Origin of the sequence: Mycobacteroides abscessus ATCC 19977 (genome assembly GCF_000069185.1) — a bacterium.
GTDB classification, from domain to species: Bacteria; Actinomycetota; Actinomycetes; order Mycobacteriales; family Mycobacteriaceae; genus Mycobacterium; species Mycobacterium abscessus.
In genome coordinates, this window is record NC_010397.1 from 584,621 (window position 1) to 609,113 (window position 24,493).

A 24,493-nucleotide genomic window follows, 5' to 3' on the forward strand; every position below is an offset into this window, starting at 1 on the left:
TGGCCCTACAACACCGTCGCCGCTTCGTTCCAGATGAGCCCGCCTTCCTGGGGTGGGAGAGGCGATGTCGACACAGATCGAAACGTGTTCTAGTCTCAGCAGTGAACGCGCGCTGCCACCGAGGGTGTGCAGCGAGTGTCGCGAACTACTAGCCCTAGTTTGTGCCGACTGATGCTAACGACAAGTGTCGGCGGAACGCGGAAGGATGAACAGTGACGACGACCGAACAGCGGGAGCATTCTGACGAGGTTCTCTCGGTGCTTTCTCAGATAGACGACCTGCTGCCGACCCTGCGCAAGCGTGCGCAGGAGACCGAGGACCTGCGGCGTCTGCCCGACGCCACGGTCGCCGAACTGCAGGAGATCGGCTTCTTCAAGCTGCTGCAGCCGTCGCAGTGGGGTGGATACGAGACCGCGCCGACCACCTTCTACGAGGCGGTCCGCCGCCTGGGGAGCGCGTGTGGCTCGACGGGCTGGGTTGCCTCGATCATCGGCGTGCACAACTGGCACTTAGCCCTGTTCGACCAGCAGGCGCAGGAGGAAGTGTGGGGAGACGACACCGATGTGCGGGTGTCCTCCTCGTATGCCCCGATGGGTGCCGGTGTGGTGACCGACGCGGGCGACGGCTACCTCGTGAACGGTTCATGGAACTGGTCCTCGGGCTGCGACCACGCCACCTGGGCGTTCCTTGGCGGTCCGGTCATCAAGGACGGTCGCCCCGTCGACTTCGGCAGCTTCCTGATCCCGCGCACCGAGTACCGCATCGATGACGTGTGGAACGTGGTCGGCCTGCGCGGCACCGGTAGCAACACCGTGGTGGTGAAGGACGTGTTCGTGCCGAAGCATCGTTTCCTGTCGTACAAGAAGATGAACGACCAGACCGCCGGTGGGTATCAGACCAACACCGCGCCGGTCTACAAGATGCCTTGGGGCACAATGCACCCCACTACCATCACCGCGCCGATCATGGGCATGGCCTACGGCGCGTACGACGCGCATGTCGAGGCGCAGGGCAAGCGGGTACGTGCCGCTTACGCCGGCGAGAAGGCCAAGGACGACCCGTTCACCAAGGTGCGGGTGGCCGAGGCGGCCAGTGACATCGACGCCGGGTGGCGTCAGCTGATCGGCAATGTGGGTGATGAATACGCGCTGATCGCGGCGGGCCAGGAGGTTCCCTTCGAGCTGCGTGCCGCGGCGCGACGCGACCAGGTACGTGCCACCGGCCGGGCGATCGCTTCGATCGACCTGCTCTTTGAGAACTCCGGCGCCACCGCATTGTCGAACGACGCTCCGGTGCAGCGTTTCTGGCGCGACGCCCACGCCGGCCGCGTGCACGCGGCCAATGACGCAGAGCGGGCTTACCAGATTTGGGGTAACCACGCCTTTGAGCTGCCCGCCACCGACACAATGGTTTAGGCCGGGTTTTAGGCCGGGTTTTAAGGAGAGCGGTACGACCATGAGCATCATCAAGGCACTCGGATACATGCGGATCCAGGCAACAGACGTTGCGGCCTGGCGAGAGTTCGGAACCAAGGTGCTTGGCATGATGGAGGGCACCGGCGACGACCCCGCGGCGCTCTACCTGCGGATGGATGATTTCGCGGCTCGCCTGGTGATCGTGCCGGGTGAGAGTGATCGGCTGCTGGCCTCCGGTTGGGAGGTCGCCGATGCGCCCGCACTACAGGCCGTGCGGGAACGTCTGGCCAAGGCCGGGGTTGAGTATGCCGAGGGCGACAAGGCGGAGGTCTCAGATCGCAAGGTCGAGGCCTTCATCCAATTCAGCGATCCGTCCGGGAATACGCTGGAGGTGTTCCACGGCGCCCAGTACATGGGACGGCGGTTTGTCAGCCCGTACGGCCACAAGTTCGTCACCGCCGAACAAGGACTTGGGCATGTGGTGCTCACGTGTACTGATGACGTTGCGGCACAAGAGTTTTACCAGGATGTACTCGGTTTCCAGCTGCGTGACTCGATGAAGCTGCCTCCTCAGCTGGTCGGCCGGCCGGCCGACGGTGATCCGGTGTGGCTGCGCTTCTACGGATGCAACCCGCGTCATCACGCGTTGGCGTTCATGCCGATGCCGAATCCCACCGGAATTGTGCACTTGATGGTCGAGGTGGAGAACTCCGATGATGTCGGGCTCTGCCTGGACCGCGCCAACCGGCGGAAGGTCAAGATGTCGGCAACGTTGGGCCGGCACATCAATGACAAGATGCTGTCCTTCTACATGAAGACTCCGGGTGGCTTCGACATGGAATTCGGCTGCGAAGGCATGGAAGTCGATGACGAGAGCTGGGTCGCGCGGGAGAGCGTCGGCGTCAGCTTGTGGGGTCACGACTTCAGCGTCGGTTTCAAGTAGAGGTTCGCGCCGATATGTCTACACCGGAGATTGATCCTCGTACCTTCCGGAATGTACTGGGGCAATTCTGCACCGGTATCACCATCATCACCACGACGCATGAGGACGTGCCGGTGGGGTTTGCCTGCCAGTCTTTCGCGGCGCTGTCACTGGAGCCGCCGCTGGTGCTGTTCTGCCCGACCAAGCAATCTCGATCCTGGGCGGCCATTGCGGCGTCCGGTAAGTTCTGTGTGAATGTTCTCGCCGAGGACCAGCGTGAGGTCTCGGCCCGATTCGGATCACGAGAGCCCGATAAGTTCGCCGGAATTAACTGGCGTCCATCAGGTCTCGGTTCACCGATCATCAATGGTTCGCTGGCGCATATCGATTGCGAAGTCGCAAACGTCCACGACGGCGGGGACCACTGGGTGGTCTTCGGATCCGTCAAGGAGCTCTCAGAACGCGCGGTGATTCCGTCGGCCGAATCTGCCGCGCGTCCGCTGTTGTTCTACCGCGGGCAGTACACCGGTATCGAGCCGGACAAGAACACGCCCGCGGATTGGCGCAACGATCTGGAAGCATTCCTCACCGCGACCACCGAGGACACCTGGTTGTAACCGCGCCGTCGCTTATTACCCTGTGGGCCTGGCCAATCCGGTGTAGCGTCACATATCCAGGTGCTACCTCGGTGAGGGCGGGTCATGGCGTTGTATCAGTACCGATGTACGAGCTGTGGCGATACCTCGTGCAACTTTCCGTTGGCTACCGCACCCGACGCCGTGCCCTGCCCCGGCTGCCCTGATTCAGCTCGCCGGGTTTTTGGCATCGCCGGAGTGGGCCGGGGCCCCTCGTCACGTATGGATCTACTCGACTCCACCCATCGCAGTGCCAGTGAGCCGCGCGTGGTTTCTGCGTTGCCTCGAGCGCGTCGGTCGGCCCCGGTGACGTCCAATCCCTTGCACCGCAAGTTGCCCCGCCCCTAACCGGAAGGAATGCCATGCCCGAGGTGTTGTTCCCGCTGGATTCGAACAAGAAGTTCACCGAGCAACAAATCATCGGGCACAACAGGTGGCACCCCGATATTCCGCCGGCCGCCGTCGTGAAGCCAGGGACTTCCTTCCGGGTGCACTGCCGCGAATGGTTCGACGGCGCGATCCACAATGACGACTCCGCTGACGACATTCGAGATGCCCCGCTAACCACTGTGCACGCCCTGTCCGGGCCGTTCTCGGTGGAAGGGGCGCAGCCGGGCGACCTGCTCATCGTCGATATTCTCGACGTGGGACCGATACCGCAGGAGGATTCCGGTCCGCTAGCCGGTCAGGGCTGGGGCTACACCGGGATCTTCCCGACGGTGAACGGCGGCGGTTTTCTCACCGAGCAGTTTCCCGACGCGTACAAGGCGATTTGGGACTTCTCGGGGCAGACGGCGACGTCGCGGCATGTCCCGGGTGTCCGATTCACGGGGATCGTGCATCCGGGTCTGATGGGCACGGCACCGTCCGCGGAATTGTTGGCGAGGTGGAATGCTCGCGAGGGCGCGTTGATCGCCACTGACCCTAACCGTGTTCCCGCGCTGGCACTTCCACCCGAACCCAGGGACGCGGTGCTGGGCGCGCTGAGCGGGGACTCTTTTGATCGGGCTGCGGCCGAGGCGGCCCGCACCGCGCCACCGCGGGAGAACGGCGGCAACCAGGACATCAAAAATCTGACCAAGGGCAGCAGGGTGTTCTACCCGGTGTTCGTGCCCGGCGGCAAGCTGTCGGTGGGCGATCTGCACTTCTCGCAGGGCGATGGCGAGATCACCTTCTGCGGCGCCATTGAGATGGGCGGCTTCATCGATCTGCATGTAGACGTGATCAAGGGTGGCATGGACACCTACGGGGTCTTCGAGAACGCCATCTTCATGCCGGGCAACACCGATCCGCAGTATTCTCAGTGGCTGGCGTTCTCGGGGACCTCCGTCACTCTGGACGATGAACAGCGTTATCTGGATTCGCATTTGGCGTATCAGCGCGCCTGCCTGCATGCCATCGACTATCTGACCAAGTTCGGTTACAGTCCCGAGCAGGCCTATCTGCTACTGGGCGCCGCGCCCATCGAGGGGCGATTGTCCGGTGTGGTGGATATTCCGAATTCCTGTGCCACTGTTTATATTCCGACTGCCATCTTTGATTTTCCGGTGACGCCGACGGCCTCCGGGCCGGTCCGGATCGATCCCGGCCCGGGCGCGCCTCGCTCGGTCGCGCGCTGAGGCCGGCTATCGGGGTTCCTGCTGTGTGGCGCAGTGGATGCCGCCTCCACCGGCCGCTATACCGTCGATATCGAGCTGAACCACCCTGCGGCCCGGGAAGAGTCGCTCCAGGGTGGACTTGGCCTTCGTATCTGCCTGCGGGTCGCCGAATTGGGGTGCGATGACGCCGCCATTGGCGAGGTAGAAGTTGATATATCCGGCAGCGAAATCCTCTGACTCGAACTCATCTCGCCCCTGCTCCGGGGCTTCGAGCACCTCCACGTGTAGGGGGCGCCCGGCCGCATCGGTGGCCGATGTGAGGATGTCGAGGTGCCGTCGTGTCACCTCATAGTCAAAGGAGTCGGGGTCGTTGTCCAGCCCGGCGACGACGACCCCCGGGCCGGCGAACCGTGCGTAGAAATCGGTGTGCCCGTCCGTGATATCCATGCCGGCTATGCCGGGCAGCCAGATGACCTTGTGCAGACCGAGCAAGCGCCGCAACTCGGCTTCCACCTCGCCCTTGGAGCGGCCTCGGTTGCGATTGTCGTTGAGCACGCAGCTTTCGGTGACGATTGCGGTGCCCCGGCCGTCGACTTCGATGGCCCCGCCCTCCAGGACGAGTTCGGTGTGGATGGTGGGGACTCCGGCCCGTTTGGCGACCTCGGCGGCAACCATGGCGTCGGACTTGTGTTCTTGTTTGCCGCCCCAGCCGTTGAAGTTGAAATCGACAGCGGCCCGGCCGCTTTCATTGTGGACATACACGGGTCCGCTGTCCCGTATCCACAGGTCGTTCAGTGCGACGGGTACCAGCTCGATGCCGGGCCCCGCCAATTGGCGGGCCAATTCGGTCTCTTCTGGTCGCACCAACATTGACACCGGCTCGAACTGTGCGATGGCTCGGGCGATGGCTCCGAGATTCTGTTGAACCTTTCGGTTGAGTCGTTTGCCCCAGATCTCTGCACTGGCGCCGAACGCCATCCAGGTGCGCAGATGGGGTTCGCCTTCATCCGGCATGCGCCATGAGGTGCTGTCGTTCACCACGTCAGTATCGACGTCACCGTCCGGTGGGTCGGCGCAGGCGGTCAGCATGACGGCACCCGCGGTCGCCGCACCGAGCTTGAACAGATGTCGTCTGTGCATCAACTCAGTGTCGACCAATTCGAGTTATTGAGCGAGACCAGAATTCGTGACACAACTGTTTCTGATAAGTGGCTGTGTGTTTGGGTCCAGCATTGGTAGTAATCAGGATCATGTGAGTTCTTACGAAACGAAGGGATCCGACGATGAGTAAGACGAGTACTAAATTGCTGGCCGAGTTATTCGGCACGTTCTGGCTGGTTTTTGGCGGCTGTGGCAGCGCGATTTTTGCGGCGAAGAATGTCGCGGATGCAGGAGAAGGAAACGCGGGTGCCATTCAATTGGGCATCGGCTTTCTCGGAGTGGCACTGGCGTTCGGGTTGACCGTGGTGACAATGGCTTACGCGGTTGGTCACATTTCGGGCGGGCATTTCAATCCGGCGGTCACACTGGGTGCGGTGGCCGGTGGGCGTCTGCCCGCCAAGGAGCTTCCCGGATACTGGGTGGCGCAGGTGCTCGGCGGGCTGCTCGCGGGCACCGCGTTGTGGTACATCGCGCGCGGTAAGCCGGGCTTTGAAGCGACCGGAAACATGGCGGCCAACGGCTACGGCGAGCACTCGCCCAATCACTACTCGTTGGCGGCGGTGTTGGTCACAGAGATCGTGCTCACGGCGGTGTTCATCATGGTCATTTTGGGTGCCACCGATGCGGGTGCGCCCAAGGGTTTCGGCCCGTTGGCAATCGGCTTGTGTCTCACACTGATTCACTTGATTTCGATTCCGATCAGCAATACGTCGGTGAACCCGGCGCGGTCGACCGCTGTCGCCTTCTTCAACGGTGGTGCGGCGCCAGGGCAGCTGTGGCTGTTTTGGGTGGCACCGCTGATCGGCGGTCTGATCGGCGGCCTGCTGTACCCGTTCTTGTTCGACAACAGCAGGTTGGTGGCCGAGGCGGCGCAGGACTGAACGCGCCCCGAACACGCTAGCCGTACCAGCGCCTAGCGTGTTCGGCGTGCGTCGGCAGGTAGGCGCCGGGACCGAAGTAGGTGTCGTAGAAGCCCAAGTCGATGTTTTGTGCCTGAAGGTACATCAGGGTATGCACGGTAGGGACAGTGCCGGGAATCTTTCCGAAGGTGTCGTAGATGTATGAGGCCTGCACCGTCACGATCTCCTGGACTGCCTCGGCGGGTAACGCGGCCGAGCGCACCTTACGCGAATCTGCCCAGGCGCCCGGAGTATCCGGATGGAACGGGCCGCCGGGGCCGTACTTGCGCTCGATGTATTTGGCGACACCGTCCGCGACCGTCGGCACGTGCGGCGGACTGAGGGTTTCGAAGTAGCCGGGAAGGCCCGTGGCATTGGGGAACGGCCATCGGTCGTCGTTGTCCGATCGGAATCCAATGCCGGGTGCGCGGGGGTCGCCGGACCCGCCCAGTACCGACAGCCGGTCAAGTCCGTCGAACATCCAACCGCCCAAGCCGAGTGCTTGCAGAAGGAGCACCCCGTTGTGAGTGGCGGTGGCCAGCTCGGCGCTGGCCTCGGTGAGTGTGTACTGCTCGACGAAGGACAGTGGAATCGGATCGTCGTAGTTGCGCAGTCCACCGAATTTCTCGGTGCCGGGAATGCTCTGCTTGTTGATGTCGTCATAGACGAGGTAGCCGTTCGCGGCGAAGAAGGACAGATTCGCGATCAAGTGCTCGGCCAGATCGGCTACCGGGAAGGCCAGCAGGCTGCCCGGGTGGTTGCCGATCCAGATGTTGTGGCCCTCCATATAGGGCTCTTCGCGTGGCAGCTCCAGACGTTTGTCCGAGATCTGGACGTACGAGTCGGCGGTGTGGGTGATCCACTGCTCGATTGTCGAAAACTCCTGTGGCGGCTCGTCACGGGTGGGCAGGAGGTAGATGCCGGTGTCGTCGGTGAAGAAGAGCTGGCTGGTATGAAATCCCGCGGCGGAGGGAAAGGTGCGACCGGTGGCACTGCCGGAGTAGTTCGGGAAGGCGGGAGCATAACCGGGGTGGTAGGTGATGCCGTAGTGCCACCCGGTTACTCCGCCGACCACCGAAAGTATCAGTGCGCGTTCAACTTCTGATATCGGGGTGATGGGCTCGCTGCTGGTGTAGGCGAGCGGGCCGGCGGGAATGCGGCCTCCGGCGGGGAAGCGCCGGGACCGGCGGCCGGTGAGCGCTGCCAATAATGGGAACCGGGTGACCTGAGCCAGGGCTTCGCGTTCTCGGTCGGATATGTGCAGCGGCATGGGTTTAACTCGACCACCGAGCGACTCTTCCAGTCAACCTTTTGGCTTGTCCCCTTTCAAAATATGTCATGGTGGGGGGCTTGCGGCAAGGCCCCCACCATGACGCACAATCCTGCGATCACCGATTTGTACTGATGGGAGCCGGTATGACGATGCCCAACTTTTTCGAGGCGCACGAATCGGGTGCGTACTTCCATGGCACCAAGGCCGACCTCGCGATAGGCGATCTGCTGACGCCGGGACATCTGTCGAATTACGAGGAGGGCCGCGTCATGAACCACATTTATGTGACGAAGACGCTAGTTGGCGCGGGCCTGGCGGCCATGATGGCCAAGGGTGAGGGCAGAGGCCATGTCTACATCGTGGAACCGGAAGGCACCCTGGAAGACGACCCCAACGTGACGGACAAGAAATTCCCCGGCAACCCCACGCACTCGTACCGTTCCCGGGAGCCGGTGCGCATCGTGGGCGAGGTACTGGACTGGGAGGGGCCCCCGCCCGAATTCATGGAAACCTTCCGGGCCGGGCTGGCCGACCTCAAGCGCAAGGGAAACGCGGTCATCTATGACTGACAGACGACCGGGGGCTATGCCGTACGGCGCACCTTCAGTGCTTCGGTGATCATCGGGATTTGCATCGGGAGCCGGGCAATGGCGCCGAGCTTCAGCGCCAGCGGCTTGTCCCACCACAGCCGCACCATGTTGATGTTGGCAGGGAAGACGGCAATGAACAGCAGTGCGGCCAGCGTGCCGCCGAGCCTGCGCGTCTTGGGTGCCAGCAGCAACGCGCCGGTGCCGAGCTCGGCAACACCGGAGGCGTAGGTATAGAGCCGGGGATCACCGGGGAGTCCTGCGGGGACGATGTCGTCGAACGGTTTCGGCGCGACGAAGTGCACCACGCCGACGCCGAGCAGCATCGCGGCCAGTCGGTAGGCGGGCCAGGGGCTAGCTTTGGTCTCCATGCCCGGAGTCTAGGCAGATGGATCAGAGTCCGGCAGCGGTCTCCAGATTTGGCAGCAGCTGGCGCGGCGTACCCAGCAGCAGTGCGCTGCCGTGAGCACGCTTGAAGTACAGGTGCGCGTCATGTTCCCAGGTGATGGCGATACCGCCGTGCAGTTGGATGGAATCGCCAGATACCGCCGAAAGTGCTTCGCTGGCTTTGATTCTCGCCACGGTCGCACCCTCCGGTGTCAGATCGTGGATGGCCTGATACACGGTGGCGCGTGCGGATTCGACCAGCACGTACAGGTCGGCCATCCGATGCTTGAGGGCCTGAAAGCTTCCGATGGCGCGTCCGAACTGGACCCGCGTCTTGGTGTACTCGACGGTGAGATCCAGTGCACGTGCTGCGGCCCCCACCTGTTCGGCAGCCAGCAACAGCCCGGCCTTGTCGATCAACCCCGGGGCAGTCCCCACGGGCTCGGCGGCGCCCACTGCGATCGAGGCCAGCCGACGGGTGGGGTCCAGGGTGGACAGCGCGAGTGCGGTGACCTGCCCCGCCCGACACACGGTCTCGCCCTGCACGGTGAGCACCACGTCGGCGATGTCTCCGTTGACGACATATCCGGGGTCGAAGGCGACCGCACCGATCGATTCACCGGCGGCCAGCGCCTCCAGCAGCTCGCCCTCGTATCCGGCTTCCAGAAGCGCCAGCTCTGCCCAGAGCGTGCCCATCAGTGGGCTGGGCACCAGCCCGCGGCCGAGTTCCTCGACCACGACAGCGGCATCCGCGAGTTCGCCCCCGGCTCCGCCCGATTCCTCCGGGATCAACAGTGCCGCGGCACCGACCTGTTCACACAGGACGGCCCACAGGTTCTCGTCGTACCCGCGTTCGGATTCGAACGCGGTGCGGACCGCTGCGGAGTCGGCCCGCTTGGTGACCAGAGACCGGACCGTGTCGCGCAGCATCTGCCGTTCGGTGTTTCCGGAAGGACTCACAGTGCCTCCAACACTCGTGCACGGTGCCATTCCGAGGTACCCCATGCCGAGGTCAGTGCCCGTACCTTGAGGATCCACAACGACAGGTCGTATTCGGCGGTAAAACCAATGGCGCCATGCGTCTGCAGGGCGGAGCGGGCAGCGAGGTATGCGGCCTTAGCCGCGGCGACCTTCGCGGCACTGGCATCGCGTGCGGCAGTGGGGGATTGGTCAGCGAGGGACAGTGCTGCGCCGTATACCAGGGGCCGGGCCAGCTCCAGTGCGATGTGCACATCGGCCAGCTTGTGCTTCACGGCCTGGTACGAGCCGATCGGACGGCCGAATTGAGAACGCTGTTTGGCGTACGCTACGGCACGGTCCAGCAGGGCTTGTCCGGCCCCGATCAGCTGCGCCGAAATGGCAAGCACACCAAAGTCGATGGCGCGACTGGTGTCGAGTGAGATACCGGCTTCCTTCGGTTGGACGTCGAAGACACGGCGGGTCGCATCAATCGATTCGTGCTGCGCGCCGGCCTGCGCCTCGCGGATGCCGATGTCGTCGGCGATGAGCACGAGCCCGGCGATGTCGGCGTCCAGGGCGCGGGGGGCGATCGGTGGCGCGGCGACCGTGGCGATCAATTCGCCGGAGGCAAGACGTGTGGACGGCTCCGCTCCGTCCTCGTGGCTGGACAGCAACACCGGGGCCACCGCGACCGACTCGACGACTGGGCCGGGCACGGCCCACTTGCCCAAGCCTTCAAGGGCAACAACCAGATCCACGGGATGTGCCCCGATGCCGTCGTACTTCTCGGATACCGCGAGGGCGGTGACGCCGAGTTCGGCGAGCGTGGACCACACCGCCAGGCCGGGGCCGTGATTACCCGCGGCCCAGGCACGCGCCGCGGCCGGAACATCGGCTACCGACAGCGCCGCGTCGATGCTGGCGGCGAAGTCGCGCTGTTGGGTGTCCAGATCGAATTTCACTTGGCACCTCCCGTGCGAGCGCTTGCGCTGCTTTCTCTGGGTAGGCCCAGGATGCGCTCGGCGATGATATTGCGCTGAATCTCGTTGGTGCCCGCATAAATCGGACCGCCGAGCGAGAACAGGTATCCGTCCGTCCAAGCATTCGTCAACTCGCCCTCGGCCCCGCGCAGGTCGATTGCGGTCTCGTGCAAGGCGACATCGAGCTCGGACCAGAACACCTTGGTGATCGAGGATTCGGCGCCAAGCTCCCCGCCACCGGCCAGCCGGGTCACGGTGCCAAATGTGTGCAGCCGGTATGCCTGCGCCGCGATCCAGGCGTCGGCAACGCGTTCGGATGCGAACTCGTTCTCCGGAACCGATTTCCACAGCTCGACCAGGCGGTCTGCGGTGGCCAGGAAGCGTCCGGGGCTGCGTAGCGACATGCCACGCTCGTTGCTCGAGGTGCTCATCGCCACGCGCCAGCCGTCATGCACCGCGCCGATGACGTCTTCATCGGGCACAAACACGTCGTCCAGGAAGATTTCCGCGAACCCGGGATCACCGTCGAGCTGCGGGATCGGGCGCACGGTGATGCCCTCCGCCTTCAGATCAAACATGAAATACGTCAGACCCTGATGGCGCTGCGCGTCCGGATCGGAACGGAACAAGCCGAATGCTCTGTCCGCGAAGGGCGCTCGTGAACTCCAGATCTTCTGGCCAGACAGACGCCAGCCCCCGTCCACCTTTCGAGCGGGGGAGCGCAGCGACGCCAGGTCGCTGCCGGACTCGGGCTCGGACCATGCCTGTGCCCAGATCTCTTCCCCGTTGGCCATCTTCGGAAGCACGCGATCCAGCTGGTCCTTGCTGCCGTGGGCGAACAGCGTCGGCCCCAACAAGAACATGCCGTTCTGGCTGATGCGCGCGGGCGCACCGGCCTTGAAGTATTCCTCTTCGAAGATCACCCACTGCAGCGGCGTGACATCTCGGCCGCCGTATTCCTTGGGCCAGGACACGGCGGAGAATCCCGCGTCGTACAGGGTGCGTTCCCATTGCCGGTGTGCCGCCGCACCTTCCGGTGAGTCATAGGACGGCAGCGGCGGATTGGGGACATTGGATACGAGGAACTCGCGGACCTCGGCCCGGAACGCCTCGGTCTCATCGTCAAGAAGTAGGTCCACTAACTGCTCTCCTTCTGTGCCCTGCGCTGTTCGCCATGCATGGCCCGCAGCGTGGGCTTGACCACCTTGCCGCCCAGGTTGCGGGGAAGCTCATCGAGGAAATCGACAAACCGCGGTTTCTTGAAATTCGCCACATGCTTTGCGCTGTATTCGATCACGGAGTCGGCGTTGAGCGTGGCACCCGGTTTGAGAACGATGTACGCCTTGCCGACCTCGCCGAGCCGTGCGTCGGGTACCCCGATGACGGCCACATCGGCCACACCGTCGAGGCGCATCAGCACCTGTTCGATCTCGGCGGGGTACACGTTGAATCCACCGCAGATGTACATGTCCTTGAGGCGGTCGGTGATGGTCAGGTTTCCGCGTGCGTCAAGCTTGCCGATGTCACCGGTGTGCAGCCAGCCGTCGTCGTCGATGGCCTCGGCGGTGGCCTTCGGATCGTCCAGGTAACCCTTCATCACGTTGGCGCTGCGCAGGAGCACTTCTCCCTCGTCACCGGGCTTTTCGGCTCCGTCGATGCGCAGTTCGTAACCGAGCATGGGCCGCCCGCAGGTGGTGGCGACGGTGACGGCGTCATCATCGGAGCGGCAGATGGTGGCGAAGCCCTGAGTCTCGGTGAGGCCGTACGCGGTGAGTACCAGATCGAAGTCCAACTCGGATTGCATGCGCTCGATCAACACCACCGGCACCACCGCCGCACCTGTCACGGAGTACCGCAGCGAGGTCAGGTCGTAGTTCTTGCGTGCGGGATGGTCGAGGAGCATCTGGAAGATGGTGGGTGCGCCGGGAAGCACGGTGATTTTGTGCTCTTGAACTGCGGCCATTGCCTTTTCGGGATCGAAGGTCAACTGTGGCATGAGCGCGGCGCCGGTCTGCAGACACGCGAGAATCCCGGCCTTGTAGCCGAAGTTGTGAAAGAACGGGTTGACGCACAGATAGCGATCGTTTTCGGTGAACTCGCCGTAGGTGGCCCAGGCCAGCGAGGCCGCCAGCGGTTGGCGGTGCATGCACAGCACGCCCTTGCTGCGACCGGTGGTACCGGAGGTGAAGAGGATGTCGCTGATGTCTTCGGAACTCACCGCGGCTTTGCGTGTGTCAATGTCCCCATCGCTGACGCCATCCCCGTGCGCGACGAACGCGTCCCAGCCGGATTCGTCGCCGTCCTCCACCGCGACTCTCACGATGTGTCGCAGGTCGGGCAGCGACGAGGTGTCGAGCTGCTCGATGCGGTCGGTGCCGAGGAACTTTCCGACAGACACCAACACCCGAGCGTGGCTGCGCTGCAGGATGTCGGTCGCCTCGTCCACGGTGTAGCGGGTGTTCATGGGGACGACGGCGGCCCCGGCGTATTGCCCACCCAGGCAGGCGATGGGCCAATGCCATGAGTTCGGCGACCAGATGGCGAGTCGTTGGCCGTGCTCGACACCGAGTGCGATCAACGCGGCGGCGAAGCGCCGGGCGCGGGCGCGCAGTTCGGAAAATGAGAGCCAGGAGCCGTCCGCGTAGAGGGCATCGCGCTCGCCGAAACGTGCGGCTGCCTGGTCCAACGCTGCCGGAATGGTGAGCCCGGGTGTCTGCTGCGCCGATTCCATACGCGTCCGACCCACCTTCCAATAACAAGCAAGTGCTTGGTAGGTTAGCCTACGGGAGTGGTTGAGTCGCAAGTATCACCGGCGCCAGCCGGAGAACCTATGTCGGAGATGTCCGATGATCAGGTACGCACCGAAATCCGGGAATGGCTGGCGGAGAACCTCGTCGGAGAGTTCGCCGAGCTGAAGGGGCTCGGCGGGCCCGGCAGCGAGCACGAGGCCTTCGAGGAGCGTCTTGCCTGGAATCGTCACCTGGCCGCGGCGGGCTGGACCTGCCTGGGCTGGCCGGTAGAGCACGGGGGCCGCGGGGCCACGGTGAGCCAACGCGTCATCTTCTACGAGGAGTACGCCCGTGCCGAGGCGCCGCACAAGGTCAACCACCTGGGTGAGGAGCTGCTCGGTCCGACGCTTATCGCCTACGGCACTCCCGAGCAACAGCAGCGCTTCCTGCCCGCCATCCGCGACGTCACGGAGCTGTGGTGCCAGGGATATTCCGAACCCGGCGCGGGCTCGGATCTGGCCAACGTGTCCACCTCTGCAGTGCTGGACGGGGGCGACTGGGTGATCAACGGGCAGAAGGTGTGGACCTCACTGGCACTGCAGTCGCAATGGTGCTTCGTGGTGGCGCGCACCGAGCCCGGCTCCTCGCGTCACAAGGGTTTGTCGTATCTGCTTGTGCCCCTTGACCAGCCGGGTGTCGAGATTCGGCCCATCATCCAGTTGACCGGCACCTCGGAGTTCAACGAGGTGTTCTTCGACAACGCGCGTACCTCCGCCGATTTGGTGGTCGGCGAGCCCGGCGACGGCTGGCGCGTCGCCATGGGTACGCTGACTTTTGAGCGTGGTGTCTCGACCCTTGGTAACCAGATCACCTATGCCCGTGAGCTTTCCAGGCTCGCCGAGCTTGCCAAGTCCAACGGCGCGGCAGACGATCCGGCCATTCGTGAACGCTTGGCGCAGGCCTACGTGGGTATGCGTACCATGCGCGCCTATGCGCTGGCCACCATGGACGAAGAACGGCCCGGCCAGGACAATGTGTCAAAGCTGTTGTGGGCCAACTGGCATCGTGACCTAGGTGAATTGGCGATGGAAATCATCGGCACGTCGACGCTGCTGACGAATGCGGGCGAGATGGACGAATGGCAGCGGTTGTTCCTGTTTTCTCGTGCTGACACCATCTACGGCGGATCCAATGAGATCCAGCGCAACATCATCTCCGAGCGGGTGCTCGGTCTACCCAGAGAGGCTCGCTAAATGAACCTGGCAGAGGCGCCGACAGAGATCGAGGGCCATGGCCTCCTGAAGGGCAAGGCCGTCGTCGTGACCGCAGCGGCCGGCACCGGAATCGGCTCGTCGACCGCGCGGCGGGCACTGGTCGAGGGTGCCGACGTGGTCGTCTCCGACTATCACGAGCGTCGCCTGACCGAGACGCGGGACGAACTCGCCGCGCTAGGGCTCGGCAAGGTCGCGGCGGTGGTGTGCGATGTCACCTCTACCGAGGCGGTCGACGCATTGATCACAGAATCCGTTGCGGCCCTGGGCCGTATCGATGTGCTGGTGAACAATGCGGGCCTTGGTGGAGAGACTCCGGTCGCCGATATGACCGACGACCAGTGGGACAGGGTGCTCGATGTGACCCTCACCTCGACTTTCCGGGCGACCCGTGCGGCCCTGCGCTATTTCCGCGAGGCGGGCCACGGCGGGGTGATCGTCAACAACGCGAGCGTGTTGGGCTGGCGCGCGCAATACGGACAGTCGCACTATGCCGCCGCCAAGGCCGGCGTCATGGCCCTGACTCGCTGCAGTGCCATCGAGGCCGTCGAGCACGGGGTGCGCGTCAACGCGGTCGCTCCGAGCATCGCTCGGCACAAGTTCCTCGACAAGGTGACTTCCTCGGACCTGCTGGACAAACTGTCCTCCGACGAGGCCTTCGGCCGCGCTGCCGAGCCGTGGGAGGTCGCGGCCACCATCGCCTTCCTGGCCAGCGACTATTCGAGCTACCTGACCGGCGAGGTCATCTCGGTATCCAGCCAGCGGGCGTGACATCGCGCACGCGTTCGACCAAACAAGCGCTTGGTTGATACAGTGAGGAGGTGGACAAGGTGTCAGAGGTGCGAGAGTCGGACGCACTGCGCGCGGGCGGCTCACCGCAGCCGTCTCGGCGCGATGAGCTGTTGAGCCTTGCCGCCGAGATGTTCGCCGAGCGCGGTCTGCGGGCGACCACCGTGCGGGATATCGCCGACGCCGCCGGCATTCTGTCGGGCAGCCTCTATCACCATTTCGACTCCAAGGAAGCGATCGTCGACGAGCTGCTGCGTGACTTTCTCGAGGGTTTGTTCGCGCGTTATCGCGAAATTGCCGCCGCGAATCTGAATCCTGTCGACACCCTCAAGGGCCTGTTCCTGGCGTCCTTCGACGCTATCGAGACCAAGCACGCGCAGGTCGCCATCTATCAGGCGGAGGCGCCCCGACTGCTCTCGCAAGAACGGTTCGCCTACCTCAACGAGCTCAACACCGAGCAGCGCCAGCTATGGCTGGAAGTGCTGCGTGACGGCATTGCGCAGGGTTACTTCCGCCCCGACCTGGATGTGGCGGTGGTGTACCGATTCATCCGCGACGCCACCTGGGTGTCGGTGCGGTGGTTCCGTCCCGGTGGCTCACGTACGGCGCAGGAAGTCGCCGAACAGTATCTTTCGATCGTTCTCGGCGGGATCACCGTCGGGTCATTCTCGAATAGCCCTGAAAAATAAGGAGATTCACCATGTCTGAGGCGTACATCATTGACGCTGTGCGTACCGCTGTCGGTAAGCGCAACGGCGCGCTGTCCAAGGTGCACCCGCTGGATCTGGGTGCGGCCACCTTCAAGGGGTTGTTCGACCGCGTGGACGTGGATCCCGACGCCATCGACGACGTGTACATGGGTGTGCTTGATGCCATCGGCGGGCAGGCCGGAAATGCCGGACGTCTGGCCTGGCTCGCGGGCGGATACCCGGAAGAGGTGCCGGGTGCCACCGTCGATCGGCAGTGTGGCTCGAGTCAGCAGGCCATTTCCTTTGCCGCCCAAGCTGTTATGTCCGGCACCGCGGACCTGATCGTGGCGGGTGGTTTTCAGAACATGAGCCAGATTCCGATCTCGGCCGCCATGCTCGTTGGCAAGGAATATGGATTCACCTCGCCCACGGCCGAGTCCGAGGGCTGGCTGCACCGCTACGGCGATCAGGAGATCTCCCAGTTCCGCGGTGCGGAAATGATCGCCGAGAAGTGGGACATCAGCCGTGAGGAGATGGAGCGTTTCGCGCTCTCCAGTCATGAGAAGGCCTTCGCCGCAATCCGTAACGGGCACTTCGACAACGAGATCATCCCGGTCGGCGACTTCCGCGTCGACGAGGGGCCGCGCGAATCCACCCTGGAGAAGCTGGCCAGCCTGAATCCCCTGGTCGAGGGCGGCCGTCTCACCGCGGCGTTGGCTTCGCAGATTTCCGATGGCGGCAGCGCCACGCTGGTCGCCTCGGAGCGGGCCGTCAAGGCGCACGGGCTTACGCCGAGGGCGCGGGTCCACCACATCAGTGCCCGGGGCGACGACCCGGTGTTCATGCTGACCGGACCGATCCCTGCCACCCGGTACGCGCTGGAGAAGACCGGTCTGACCATGGATGACATCGACGTCGTGGAGATCAACGAGGCATTTGCGCCCGTCGTGCTGGCCTGGGCCAAGGAGCTCGACGTCGACCTGAAGAAGGTCAACCCGAACGGCGGGGCGATGGCTTTGGGGCACCCGCTGGGTGCCACCGGGGCCAAGCTGTTCGCCACCATGCTCAACGAGTTGGAGCGCACCGGCGGCCGCTATGGCCTGCAGACGATGTGCGAAGGCGGTGGCACGGCCAACGTCACCATCATCGAACGCCTGTGATCGAGGCGGGCGTAGCCTGAGAGGCATGCGCGCAGGAATTCTGATCGGCACGGCCGTGGCGGCGTTAGGTGTCGTCGCAGGCGTCGCCCCGGCGCACGCCGAACCGTGCCCGCCGGAGATTTGTTACGTCCCGGCGATCCCTGGGGTGCCCAGCGGCGTGCTCAATATGCTGCCGCAATCGATGGGTGACCTGCCGCCGCAGCTCTCGCAGTATCCAGGCGGCTGGGGCGATCAGCGCTGGGGTGGCTGGAACCAGCGGGACAGTATCGATATCTACGACACCCCGGCGCCCGAGGTTCCCGCGCCTGCTCCGGGGGACTAGTTCTGGGCCCAGGTTCCGTAGGGCACATCGGGATCGGTACCGAGCGGGGTGTCCGGATCGGCGCCGCCGATATCGTTCGCATGATCGGGTACGTAGGGGTCGGTTCCGTACGGAACCCCGGGATCTGCCCCGCCGACGTTCTGATCTTGGCGCAACACATGGTGCCGGCCACGGTCGGTGGGTAGCTCCATGGCGCCCTGCGCGGGCGTGTGAAGACCATGGTTGGGGCCGGAGGGCTGGTCGGGATCGGCCGCGGCGATGGGGGAAAGAGCGATGGCGGCGGCACAACAACAGGCGACGGTCGGCACAGTGAACATTCGGTGAATCACACGTCCAGGATTCTCCCGGAGTCTGTGAATCACCTGGAGTTTTACTTCAGCCTTTCTGCCGAGCGTCGACTTCCGGGGCAATAGTCCGAGTGATCCGCGCCGAAACCCGACATTCGCCGTCAGAGGATGGTCGCGTTGGCGGCCTTGAGATGCGCGACGGCGTCCGTGACGATCGCATCGATCAGCTCGTGGCAGCTCGGCAGGTCATCGAGGATGCCCGCAACCTGACCTGAGGCCAGCACACCGGCATTCGTGTTGCCCTCGACGAGTCCTGCCTTCAACAGCATCGGCGTGTTCGCGGCCATGAGCACCTGTGACCAGGTGAGCTCCTTGCCGTGCCGCATCGCCAGGCCATCCTTGACCATGGATGCCCATGACATGCCCGTCATCTTCTTGAACTTGGCGGCGTTGCGCACCGCAGCGGTGAAACCACGTACCCGCGAACCACTTTCGAGCTTTTCGACGAGCTCGGTGCGCAGCACCCGGTGCGGCATGCCGTCGACACGGGTGGAAACCACGGTGCCGGCGAGATCGGAGGCCAGGTAGCGCTGTTTGACGCCGTCCGGGACGCTGCTGTCGGACGTCAGCAGGAAGCGGGTGCCCATGGCGACACCTGCGGCCCCGTACGACAACGCGGCTGCCAGGCCGCGTCCGTCGAAGAAGCCGCCGGCGGCGACGACGGGCATTCCGGTGTCCTTGACGGCATCGAGTACCGAGGGCAGTAGCAAGGTGGTGGCGACCGGGCCGGTGTGGCCCCCGCCCTCGCCGCCCTGCACGATCACCGCGTCGGCGCCCCAGGCGGCGACCTTCTTGGCGTGCTTGGCCGCTCCGATGGACGGAACCACCACCACGCCATTGTCTTTGAGCTTGGCGATCAGGTCCTGTTTGGGTGCCAACGCGAATGAGGCGACCTTGACCTTCTCGCGGATGAGCAAATCGATGCGCTCGGTGGCGTCACCGGCATCGGCCCGGATGTTCACCCCAAAGGGCTTGTCGGTCAGTGATTTGGTCTTGGCGACGGCCGCGATGAGCTCGTCCAGTGTCATCGTCGCCGAGGCCAGGATGCCCAGCCCGCCCGCGTTGGAGGTGGCGGCCACCAGGCGTGGTCCGGCGACCCAGCCCATACCCGTCTGCACGACGGGATGCTCGATACCGACCAGCTGGGTCAGTGCTGTCTTGAGCACCTGCGTCACTGCTTTACTTCCTTGTCCCGGAATGACTTCGGATCGATTACTTCCCGGATGAGCCGCAGCTCTTCCGCGGTGGGTAGCCGGGTCTCGCCGGCATCGGCCAACCCGTGTACCTCGAAGCTGGTGTTGGACGCGACGTCATCGGCCGTGACACCGGGGTGCAGGGTCAGGGCGCGCATCTGGTGCTCCGGGCCGTTGAAGTCGAAGACGCCCAGGTTCGAAACGACGCGGAACACGCCCAAGTACTTGTAGGCCGGGTTCGCCGGATCGACCTTGTCGTAGCCGACACCGGAGACCACGTCGACCGAGTTCCCGAACACGCGCGCCGTGTGGTTGCCCACCCAGTATGAGGTGGCGTGGTTGATCGTGTTGCCCGGGGCGCCGCGTACCCCGAACATCTGCCGGGTGGGGTGCTGCAAGGGGCCGAACGCCGAGAGGTTCTGATTGCCGTAGCGATCAATCTGGTTGGCGCCCATGACGACATGGCGACGGCCGGAGGCCACCACGTCGAATACCTTGCGGAACGGCATCCAGCCCTCGATCGGCGAGGCTGCGCCGATAGCCGGGGTATCCGCCATGAGCAAGGCCTCGCCGTCCGAGAGCACGAGGTCGGGGGAGAAGGTCAGGCGCGCCAGCCGGGCACCGACCGAAGACATCGTCGACATCGCGGAGGCCATGATTTCGCCTGCGTCCCTGAACAACTCGGCACACGCCACGGCGCATACCTCAGCGCGGGTTGCCTCACTCATGCCTGAGCCTCCTTGAAACGCTTGACGGCTGCCTGGTAGTCCTCTTCGGAACCGGATAGGTACGTGTCGACGAACTTCTGCCAGGTCTCCGGGTCACCGGCAGCCTCGGCGTAATGCCGCTGAAACTTCTCGTCACGGCCGTAGTCGGCTGCGCCGATGGTGAAGTGTGCGCCACCGGGCGCCTCAACGACCTTGTCGACCATCATTCGGTTCAGCAGAAGTGATTGCAGTGGGACGGCTTTGACCAGTTCCTCGGTGGAGACGACCCTTTCCACCGACAGATAGCGGCGCTCGGCGGCCAAGCAGTACAAGTCGTCGAAGTACGGGTCGACGCCCGTGTACGCGGCATTGCCGGTGGCGTCGCCCAGGTTCAGGTGCACGAAGGCGGCGTCCAGGTTCAGGGCGGGCATGGCCACCAGGGTTTCCGCCTGACCCGATGAGTCCGCGTACGGCGAGGTGACGGTCTTGAGTTCGTCACCCCAGAAATTCATGACGTCCGAACCGAGTCCGGCGCGAATGGGCAGGAACGGCAGTCGGGCGGCGGCGGCTTCCAGGCCGCACTTGACCATGCCCTCGTCCATCTCGCGGGACTCGATGGCACCGGTGGTGCGGGCCTTGGCGAACCAGGGATCGTAGAAGGGCGGCGAATCCAGCGACACGAAGCCGTAGTAGGCCTTTTTGACCTTGCCCGCCGAACACAGCAGACCCAGATCCGGTCCGCCATAGGTGACGACCGTCAAATCCGTGATGTCCGAACGCAGAATCGCGCGCACGAAGGCCATGGGCTTGCGGCGGGAACCCCAGCCGCCCAGGCCGATGGTCATCCCACTGCGCAGCTCGGCGACAACCTCGTCCAGGGTGGTGCGCTTGTCTCCCATGAGTTAGTTCCCCTTCGGCTTTCCGGTCTCGACGAACGCATCACGGTGTTCGTCGGCGACTCCGGCAAGGTTGAGTTCGAATGTGAAGCCCTGCTCCATGCGGTAACTCGACTCGACGTCCTGCGGATCGATGAAGTTGATGGCCTCCTTGGCGGCCCGGATCACCCGGGTGTCCTTGGCGGCGATATCACGCGCAACGCGTAGTGCTGCCTCGTCGAGTTCCGCGCGTGGCACGACCTCGTGGATGGACCCGTAGTGATGCAACGTCTTTGCGTCGATCTTGGCTGCCGTGTAGAACATTCGGCGCATCACATGCTGGGGGACAAGGCGTTGCAGATGGGTGGCAGTGCCCAGCGCGCCACGATCGACTTCCGGCACGCTGAACACGGCGTCATCGGCGGCGACGATCACATCGGCGTTGCCCACCAAGCCAATTCCGCCGCCGAGGCAGAAGCCGTTGACGGCGGCGATGACGGGCACCTTGCAGCGATACACCGCACTGAAGGCCTCGAAGCAGCCCCGATTGGTGTCGATCAGTGCGGTGAAGCCGTCGGTCGCCTGCATCTCCTTGATGTCGGCACCGGCGTTGAACCCGCGGCCCTCGGCCCGCAGGATCACCACGTGCGTGGACGGGTCGTTGCCCGCGGCCAGGATGGCGTCGGCCAGCTCAAACCATCCGCGCGACGGGATGGCGTTGACCTTCGGATAGTCGACGGTGACGGTGACGATGCCCGGTTCAACCGTCGCGGTGGTGATGCCCATGAGACTCCTCAAGGTACCGAAACAAGCACTTGCTTGGTACGCTACCATGGCTCGAAAGCGCAGGACAAACAGCAGGAACAGGGCAAGGAGTCACGTGCGAACCCCCTATGACCTCGGCCTTGAGGGTCGCGTCGTCCTCGTTACCGGCGGCGTCCGCGGGGTCGGTGCCGGAATCAGCCAGGTTTTCGCCGACCAGGGTGCGACGGTGGTGACTTGCGCGCGCCGGCCCGGTGACGCTCCTTACGAGTTCCACTCCTGCGATGTGCGCGACGAAGAGTCGGTGGACACGCTCATCGGCGCCATCGTCGCCGCGCATGGTCGCCTGGACGCCGTGGTGAACAACGCGGGGGGCGCACCCTTCGCGCTCGCTGCCGATGCGAGTCACAATTTCCATCGCAAGATCATCGAGTTGAACCTGCTCTCTGCCCTGCTGGTCTCTCAGCGTGCCAACGCGGTGATGCAGAAGCAGGACGGCGGCGGCACGATCGTCAACATCACCAGCGTCAGCGCGGGCCGTCCGTCGCCGGGTACCGCCGCCTACGGCGCTGCCAAGGCCGGGCTGGAGAGCCTGACCCGGAGTCTGGCCGTCGAATGGGCACCCAAGGTACGGGTGAATGCCCTCGCCGCGGGGATGATCCGTACCGAGCTCTCGGAGATGCACTACGGCGACGAAGACGGGATTGCTGCGGTGGGCGCTACCGTACCGCTCGGGCGCCTGGCCAACCCGGACGAGATCGGTTGGACCGCGGCATTCCTAGCATCACCACTGTCTTCGTATGTGACCGGTTCGGTCCTCACGGTTCACGGCGGAGGGGAGCGTCCGGCGTTCCTCGACGCGGCCAATGTCAACAGCAATGAGAACGGCGAAAAGGAATAGAACATGCCAGGTTTACTCGACGGTCGGGTCGTCATCATCACGGGCGCGGGCCGTGGCATCGGCCGGGCGCACGCACTGGCGTTCGCCGCAGAAGGGGCGCGGGTCGTCGTCAACGACATCGGTGTCGGCCTGGATGGGTCGGCGGGCATCAGTCCCGCCCAGGAGGTCGTCGAGGAGATCACGGCCGCCGGTGGCGAGGCCGTCACCAATGGGGACGATGTCGCCGACTGGAGCGGGGCCAAGAACCTCATCGACACCGCCGTCAATTCCTTTGGCCGCCTGGATGTCCTGGTCAACAATGCCGGATTCCTGCGCGACCGGATGCTTGCCAATATGAGTGAGGAGGAGTGGGACGCAGTGATCCGTGTGCATCTCAAGGGTCACTTCGCTCCGTTGCGGCACGCCGCCGCATACTGGCGCGACGAGTTCAAGGCCGGTAACGCGGTGGACGCCCGCATTATCAACACCAGCTCCGCCGCCGGTCTGCAGGGCAGTGTCGGACAAGGGAATTACGCCGCCGCCAAGGCTGGTATCGCCACCCTGACGCTGCAGGCCGCCGCCGAGATGGGTCGCTACGGCATCACCGTGAACGCCATCGCGCCGGCCGCGCGCACGCGAATGACCGAGGCTGTTTTCGCCGAGACCATGGCTAAGCCGGAGGATGGCGCGTTCGACGCGATGGCTCCCGAGAACGTCTCGCCGCTGGTGGTATGGCTGGGTAGCCCGGAGTCGCGTGAGGTCACCGGCAAGGTGTTCGAGGTCGAGGCCGGCATCATTCGCGTTGCCGAGGGCTGGGCGCATGGCCCCCAGGTGGACAAGGGAGCACGCTGGGACCCAAGCGAATTGGGCCCCGTGGTCACCGACCTGCTGGACAAGGCCCGCACGCCGGTTCCGGTCTACGGCTCGCAAGGCTAACCCTTTCCGCCGACACGCCGTGTTACGACGCATTTCGCGAGTGATCCGCGCAAGACGCGGCGTGTCGATGGGGCTAGGGCTCCAGGATGACGACCGGGATCTGGCGGGTCGTGTACGACTGGTATTTGTCGAAGTCCGCGTACAGCTCGACCAGCTTGGGCCAGTAGTAGGCACGTTCTGCGTCGGTCGCGGTGCGCGCCGTCATGGTGCGGATATCGCCCTTGATCTGAACGGTGACTTCAGAATTCGCCTTCAGGTTGAGATACCACGCCGGGTTGGAGGCGCGCCCGCCCTGCGACGCGACCAAAACCACCTTGTCGCCGTCGGGTAGGTAGAGCAGCGCGCTGAGACGCTGCTGCCCGGTCTTGCGGCCGGTCGTGGTGAGCAGCAATACCGGTATGCCCCACGGGAAAGCCGCGCCGACACGCCACTTTCCACCGAGACGGCCGTCGGTACGCTGATACAGCCAAACATTGACCGTGGTCATCCACTTGATGACCTTGCCGGCGAACTCGGAATTCAGTTGGGCGGGTGCGTTCGCGGATGATCCCGGTGCGGTCATGGCCCTATGCTACGAGTGTGTCAACACCCGGAGCCTCAGACGAAGCACGTATCGCCGCTGCGAATGCCTACATCGAAGCCCTCGTCACACACCAGGCGGACGCGGTGCCGTTCACCCCGGAATGTGTGCGGATCGAACAGGGCGTCAAGACTGGATTCTCCGGAGATCACTTGCGGCGCAGCCTAAACAACGGTCCGCAGTTCCGCCTTATCGCCGCCGCGTCCAATCGGCAGTTCCGGGTTGAGGGCGACGACGTCGTGGCGAGTTTCGTCATCGAGACCAAGGCCAAGGTCGCCGGCTGGCGCGTTGTCGCCAAAGTGGACGAGAAGTTCAGAATTCCGGCCGACGATCCCCGAATCCATCACATCCGGGCGATCTTCGTCCCGAAGCTGGCACGCGCCTAGAACACGTTCTAGATCTGCGGTTTTTCTGCCGCGCACCCTTGTCCTGGGGT

General features: G+C 64.2%; 27 protein-coding genes. 14 read left to right on the forward strand and 13 right to left on the reverse strand.

The genetic code is table 11. The features are described 5' to 3' along the window. The first annotated feature begins 212 nt into the window (after positions 1-212). From hsaA to fmdA, 4 genes are all read left to right on the forward strand, one after another. Positions 213-1,415, forward strand: a complete 1,203-nt coding sequence (gene hsaA / locus MAB_RS03110) for a 3-hydroxy-9,10-secoandrosta-1,3,5(10)-triene-9,17-dione monooxygenase oxygenase subunit (RefSeq protein ID WP_005085436.1) — start codon at positions 213-215, stop codon at positions 1,413-1,415. A gap of 40 nt (positions 1,416-1,455) precedes the next feature. Then, positions 1,456-2,358 (forward strand): iron-dependent extradiol dioxygenase HsaC, encoded by a 903-nt coding sequence (hsaC, locus tag MAB_RS03115; protein WP_005064791.1) that lies wholly within the window; start codon positions 1,456-1,458, stop codon positions 2,356-2,358. 14 nt (positions 2,359-2,372) lie between these two features. Next, positions 2,373-2,954, forward strand: coding sequence for a 3-hydroxy-9,10-secoandrosta-1,3,5(10)-triene-9,17-dione monooxygenase reductase subunit (gene hsaB, locus MAB_RS03120; RefSeq protein ID WP_005085437.1), 582 nt, complete (start codon positions 2,373-2,375; stop codon positions 2,952-2,954). A 380-nt stretch (positions 2,955-3,334) separates the two neighbouring features. After that, positions 3,335-4,591 carry a formamidase gene (fmdA, locus tag MAB_RS03125; RefSeq protein ID WP_005085441.1) on the forward strand — a complete coding sequence of 419 codons (1,257 nt, stop codon included), beginning with the start codon at positions 3,335-3,337 and terminating at the stop codon, positions 4,589-4,591. A gap of 6 nt (positions 4,592-4,597) precedes the next feature. Here fmdA and MAB_RS03130 read toward each other — a convergent pair whose 3' ends face one another. Continuing rightward, on the reverse strand, positions 4,598-5,710 hold the full coding sequence (locus MAB_RS03130; RefSeq protein ID WP_005091679.1) for an agmatine deiminase family protein: 1,113 nt from the start codon (positions 5,708-5,710) through the stop codon (positions 4,598-4,600). A 143-nt stretch (positions 5,711-5,853) separates the two neighbouring features. On the opposite strand from MAB_RS03130, the gene aqpZ reads away from it, so the two are divergent. Next, positions 5,854-6,612, forward strand: coding sequence for an aquaporin Z (aqpZ, locus tag MAB_RS03135; RefSeq protein ID WP_005091677.1), 759 nt, complete (start codon positions 5,854-5,856; stop codon positions 6,610-6,612). Between the two features lie 16 nt (positions 6,613-6,628). Here aqpZ and MAB_RS03140 read toward each other — a convergent pair whose 3' ends face one another. Continuing rightward, entirely contained in the window at positions 6,629-7,900 is a 1,272-nt protein-coding gene (locus tag MAB_RS03140) for a hypothetical protein (protein ID WP_005092207.1), read from the reverse strand. Positions 7,901-8,046: 146 nt separating this feature from the next. Here MAB_RS03140 and arr point away from each other — a divergent pair, with 146 nt between their 5' ends. Next, the gene (gene arr / locus MAB_RS03145) at positions 8,047-8,472 is read left to right on the forward strand and encodes an NAD(+)--rifampin ADP-ribosyltransferase (RefSeq protein ID WP_005064798.1); all 426 of its coding nucleotides are present in this window, start codon (positions 8,047-8,049) and stop codon (positions 8,470-8,472) included. 14 nt (positions 8,473-8,486) lie between these two features. Here arr and MAB_RS03150 read toward each other — a convergent pair whose 3' ends face one another. Genes MAB_RS03150 through MAB_RS03170 form a run of 5 tightly spaced genes read right to left on the reverse strand, consistent with a single transcriptional unit; the run spans position 8,487 to position 13,548 of the window. Further along, positions 8,487-8,861, reverse strand: coding sequence for a DoxX family protein (locus MAB_RS03150; RefSeq protein WP_005085450.1), 375 nt, complete (start codon positions 8,859-8,861; stop codon positions 8,487-8,489). Positions 8,862-8,883: 22 nt separating this feature from the next. Further along, a complete protein-coding gene (gene ipdE2, locus MAB_RS03155; RefSeq protein ID WP_005113157.1) occupies positions 8,884-9,837 on the reverse strand; it encodes an acyl-CoA dehydrogenase IpdE2 in 954 nt (317 codons plus the stop codon). Next, complete coding sequence (locus MAB_RS03160; protein WP_005113158.1) at positions 9,834-10,799, reverse strand: acyl-CoA dehydrogenase family protein; 966 nt, start codon at positions 10,797-10,799, stop codon at positions 9,834-9,836. The genes ipdE2 and MAB_RS03160 overlap by 4 nt, the downstream gene beginning before the upstream one ends. Next, positions 10,796-11,956, reverse strand: coding sequence for an acyl-CoA dehydrogenase family protein (locus MAB_RS03165; protein WP_005113160.1), 1,161 nt, complete (start codon positions 11,954-11,956; stop codon positions 10,796-10,798). The genes MAB_RS03160 and MAB_RS03165 overlap by 4 nt, the downstream gene beginning before the upstream one ends. Further along, positions 11,956-13,548: a FadD3 family acyl-CoA ligase gene (locus MAB_RS03170; RefSeq protein ID WP_005113161.1), complete on the reverse strand. Its 1,593-nt coding sequence runs from the start codon at positions 13,546-13,548 to the stop codon at positions 11,956-11,958. The genes MAB_RS03165 and MAB_RS03170 overlap by 1 nt, the downstream gene beginning before the upstream one ends. Before the next feature lie 108 nt (positions 13,549-13,656). On the opposite strand from MAB_RS03170, the gene ipdE1 reads away from it, so the two are divergent. Genes ipdE1 through MAB_RS03195 form a run of 5 tightly spaced genes read left to right on the forward strand, consistent with a single transcriptional unit; the run spans position 13,657 to position 17,777 of the window. Then, complete coding sequence (gene ipdE1, locus MAB_RS03175) at positions 13,657-14,799, forward strand: acyl-CoA dehydrogenase IpdE1 (RefSeq protein WP_005113162.1); 1,143 nt, start codon at positions 13,657-13,659, stop codon at positions 14,797-14,799. Next, positions 14,800-15,588 carry a (5R,7aS)-5-hydroxy-7a-methyl-1-oxo-2,3,5,6,7,7a-hexahydro-1H-indene-carboxyl-CoA reductase gene (gene ipdF, locus MAB_RS03180; RefSeq protein WP_005089068.1) on the forward strand — a complete coding sequence of 263 codons (789 nt, stop codon included), beginning with the start codon at positions 14,800-14,802 and terminating at the stop codon, positions 15,586-15,588. 50 nt (positions 15,589-15,638) lie between these two features. Continuing rightward, on the forward strand, positions 15,639-16,295 hold the full coding sequence (locus MAB_RS03185; RefSeq protein ID WP_005064806.1) for a TetR/AcrR family transcriptional regulator: 657 nt from the start codon (positions 15,639-15,641) through the stop codon (positions 16,293-16,295). Between the two features lie 11 nt (positions 16,296-16,306). Further along, the gene (gene fadA6 / locus MAB_RS03190; protein ID WP_005085465.1) at positions 16,307-17,455 is read left to right on the forward strand and encodes a steroid 3-ketoacyl-CoA thiolase FadA6; all 1,149 of its coding nucleotides are present in this window, start codon (positions 16,307-16,309) and stop codon (positions 17,453-17,455) included. 25 nt (positions 17,456-17,480) lie between these two features. Next, positions 17,481-17,777: a hypothetical protein gene (locus tag MAB_RS03195; protein WP_005085467.1), complete on the forward strand. Its 297-nt coding sequence runs from the start codon at positions 17,481-17,483 to the stop codon at positions 17,775-17,777. Here MAB_RS03195 and MAB_RS03200 read toward each other — a convergent pair. The 5 genes from MAB_RS03200 to echA20 all read right to left on the reverse strand — a co-directional run bounded on the left by MAB_RS03200 (position 17,774) and on the right by echA20 (position 21,685). Then, on the reverse strand, positions 17,774-18,106 hold the full coding sequence (locus MAB_RS03200; protein WP_005092222.1) for a hypothetical protein: 333 nt from the start codon (positions 18,104-18,106) through the stop codon (positions 17,774-17,776). The genes MAB_RS03195 and MAB_RS03200 overlap by 4 nt on opposite strands. A 119-nt stretch (positions 18,107-18,225) precedes the next feature. Next, positions 18,226-19,299 carry a (3aS,4S,5R,7aS)-5-hydroxy-7a-methyl-1-oxo-octahydro-1H-indene-4-carboxyl-CoA dehydrogenase gene (gene ipdC / locus MAB_RS03205; protein ID WP_005113167.1) on the reverse strand — a complete coding sequence of 358 codons (1,074 nt, stop codon included), beginning with the start codon at positions 19,297-19,299 and terminating at the stop codon, positions 18,226-18,228. Beyond that, positions 19,296-20,045: a CoA-transferase subunit beta gene (locus tag MAB_RS03210; RefSeq protein ID WP_005085471.1), complete on the reverse strand. Its 750-nt coding sequence runs from the start codon at positions 20,043-20,045 to the stop codon at positions 19,296-19,298. The genes ipdC and MAB_RS03210 overlap by 4 nt, the downstream gene beginning before the upstream one ends. Further along, complete coding sequence (ipdA, locus tag MAB_RS03215) at positions 20,042-20,923, reverse strand: cholesterol ring-cleaving hydrolase subunit IpdA (RefSeq protein WP_005089071.1); 882 nt, start codon at positions 20,921-20,923, stop codon at positions 20,042-20,044. The genes MAB_RS03210 and ipdA overlap by 4 nt, the downstream gene beginning before the upstream one ends. A 3-nt stretch (positions 20,924-20,926) precedes the next feature. Beyond that, a complete protein-coding gene (echA20, locus tag MAB_RS03220) occupies positions 20,927-21,685 on the reverse strand; it encodes a (7aS)-7a-methyl-1,5-dioxo-2,3,5,6,7,7a-hexahydro-1H-indene-carboxyl-CoA hydrolase (protein WP_005085480.1) in 759 nt (252 codons plus the stop codon). 94 nt (positions 21,686-21,779) lie between these two features. Between echA20 and MAB_RS03225 the strand changes: the two genes are divergently transcribed. Further along, the gene (locus MAB_RS03225) at positions 21,780-22,562 is read left to right on the forward strand and encodes an SDR family oxidoreductase (RefSeq protein ID WP_005072792.1); all 783 of its coding nucleotides are present in this window, start codon (positions 21,780-21,782) and stop codon (positions 22,560-22,562) included. Between the two features lie 3 nt (positions 22,563-22,565). After that, the gene (locus tag MAB_RS03230) at positions 22,566-23,477 is read left to right on the forward strand and encodes an SDR family oxidoreductase (protein ID WP_005092227.1); all 912 of its coding nucleotides are present in this window, start codon (positions 22,566-22,568) and stop codon (positions 23,475-23,477) included. A 73-nt stretch (positions 23,478-23,550) separates the two neighbouring features. Here the strand turns inward: MAB_RS03230 and MAB_RS03235 are convergent, their stop codons facing one another. Then, positions 23,551-24,039, reverse strand: coding sequence for a nitroreductase family deazaflavin-dependent oxidoreductase (locus MAB_RS03235; RefSeq protein ID WP_005065587.1), 489 nt, complete (start codon positions 24,037-24,039; stop codon positions 23,551-23,553). Between the two features lie 17 nt (positions 24,040-24,056). On the opposite strand from MAB_RS03235, the gene MAB_RS03240 reads away from it, so the two are divergent. Then, positions 24,057-24,443 (forward strand): DUF8021 domain-containing protein, encoded by a 387-nt coding sequence (locus MAB_RS03240; RefSeq protein ID WP_005113168.1) that lies wholly within the window; start codon positions 24,057-24,059, stop codon positions 24,441-24,443. The last annotated feature ends 50 nt before the right edge of the window (positions 24,444-24,493 follow it).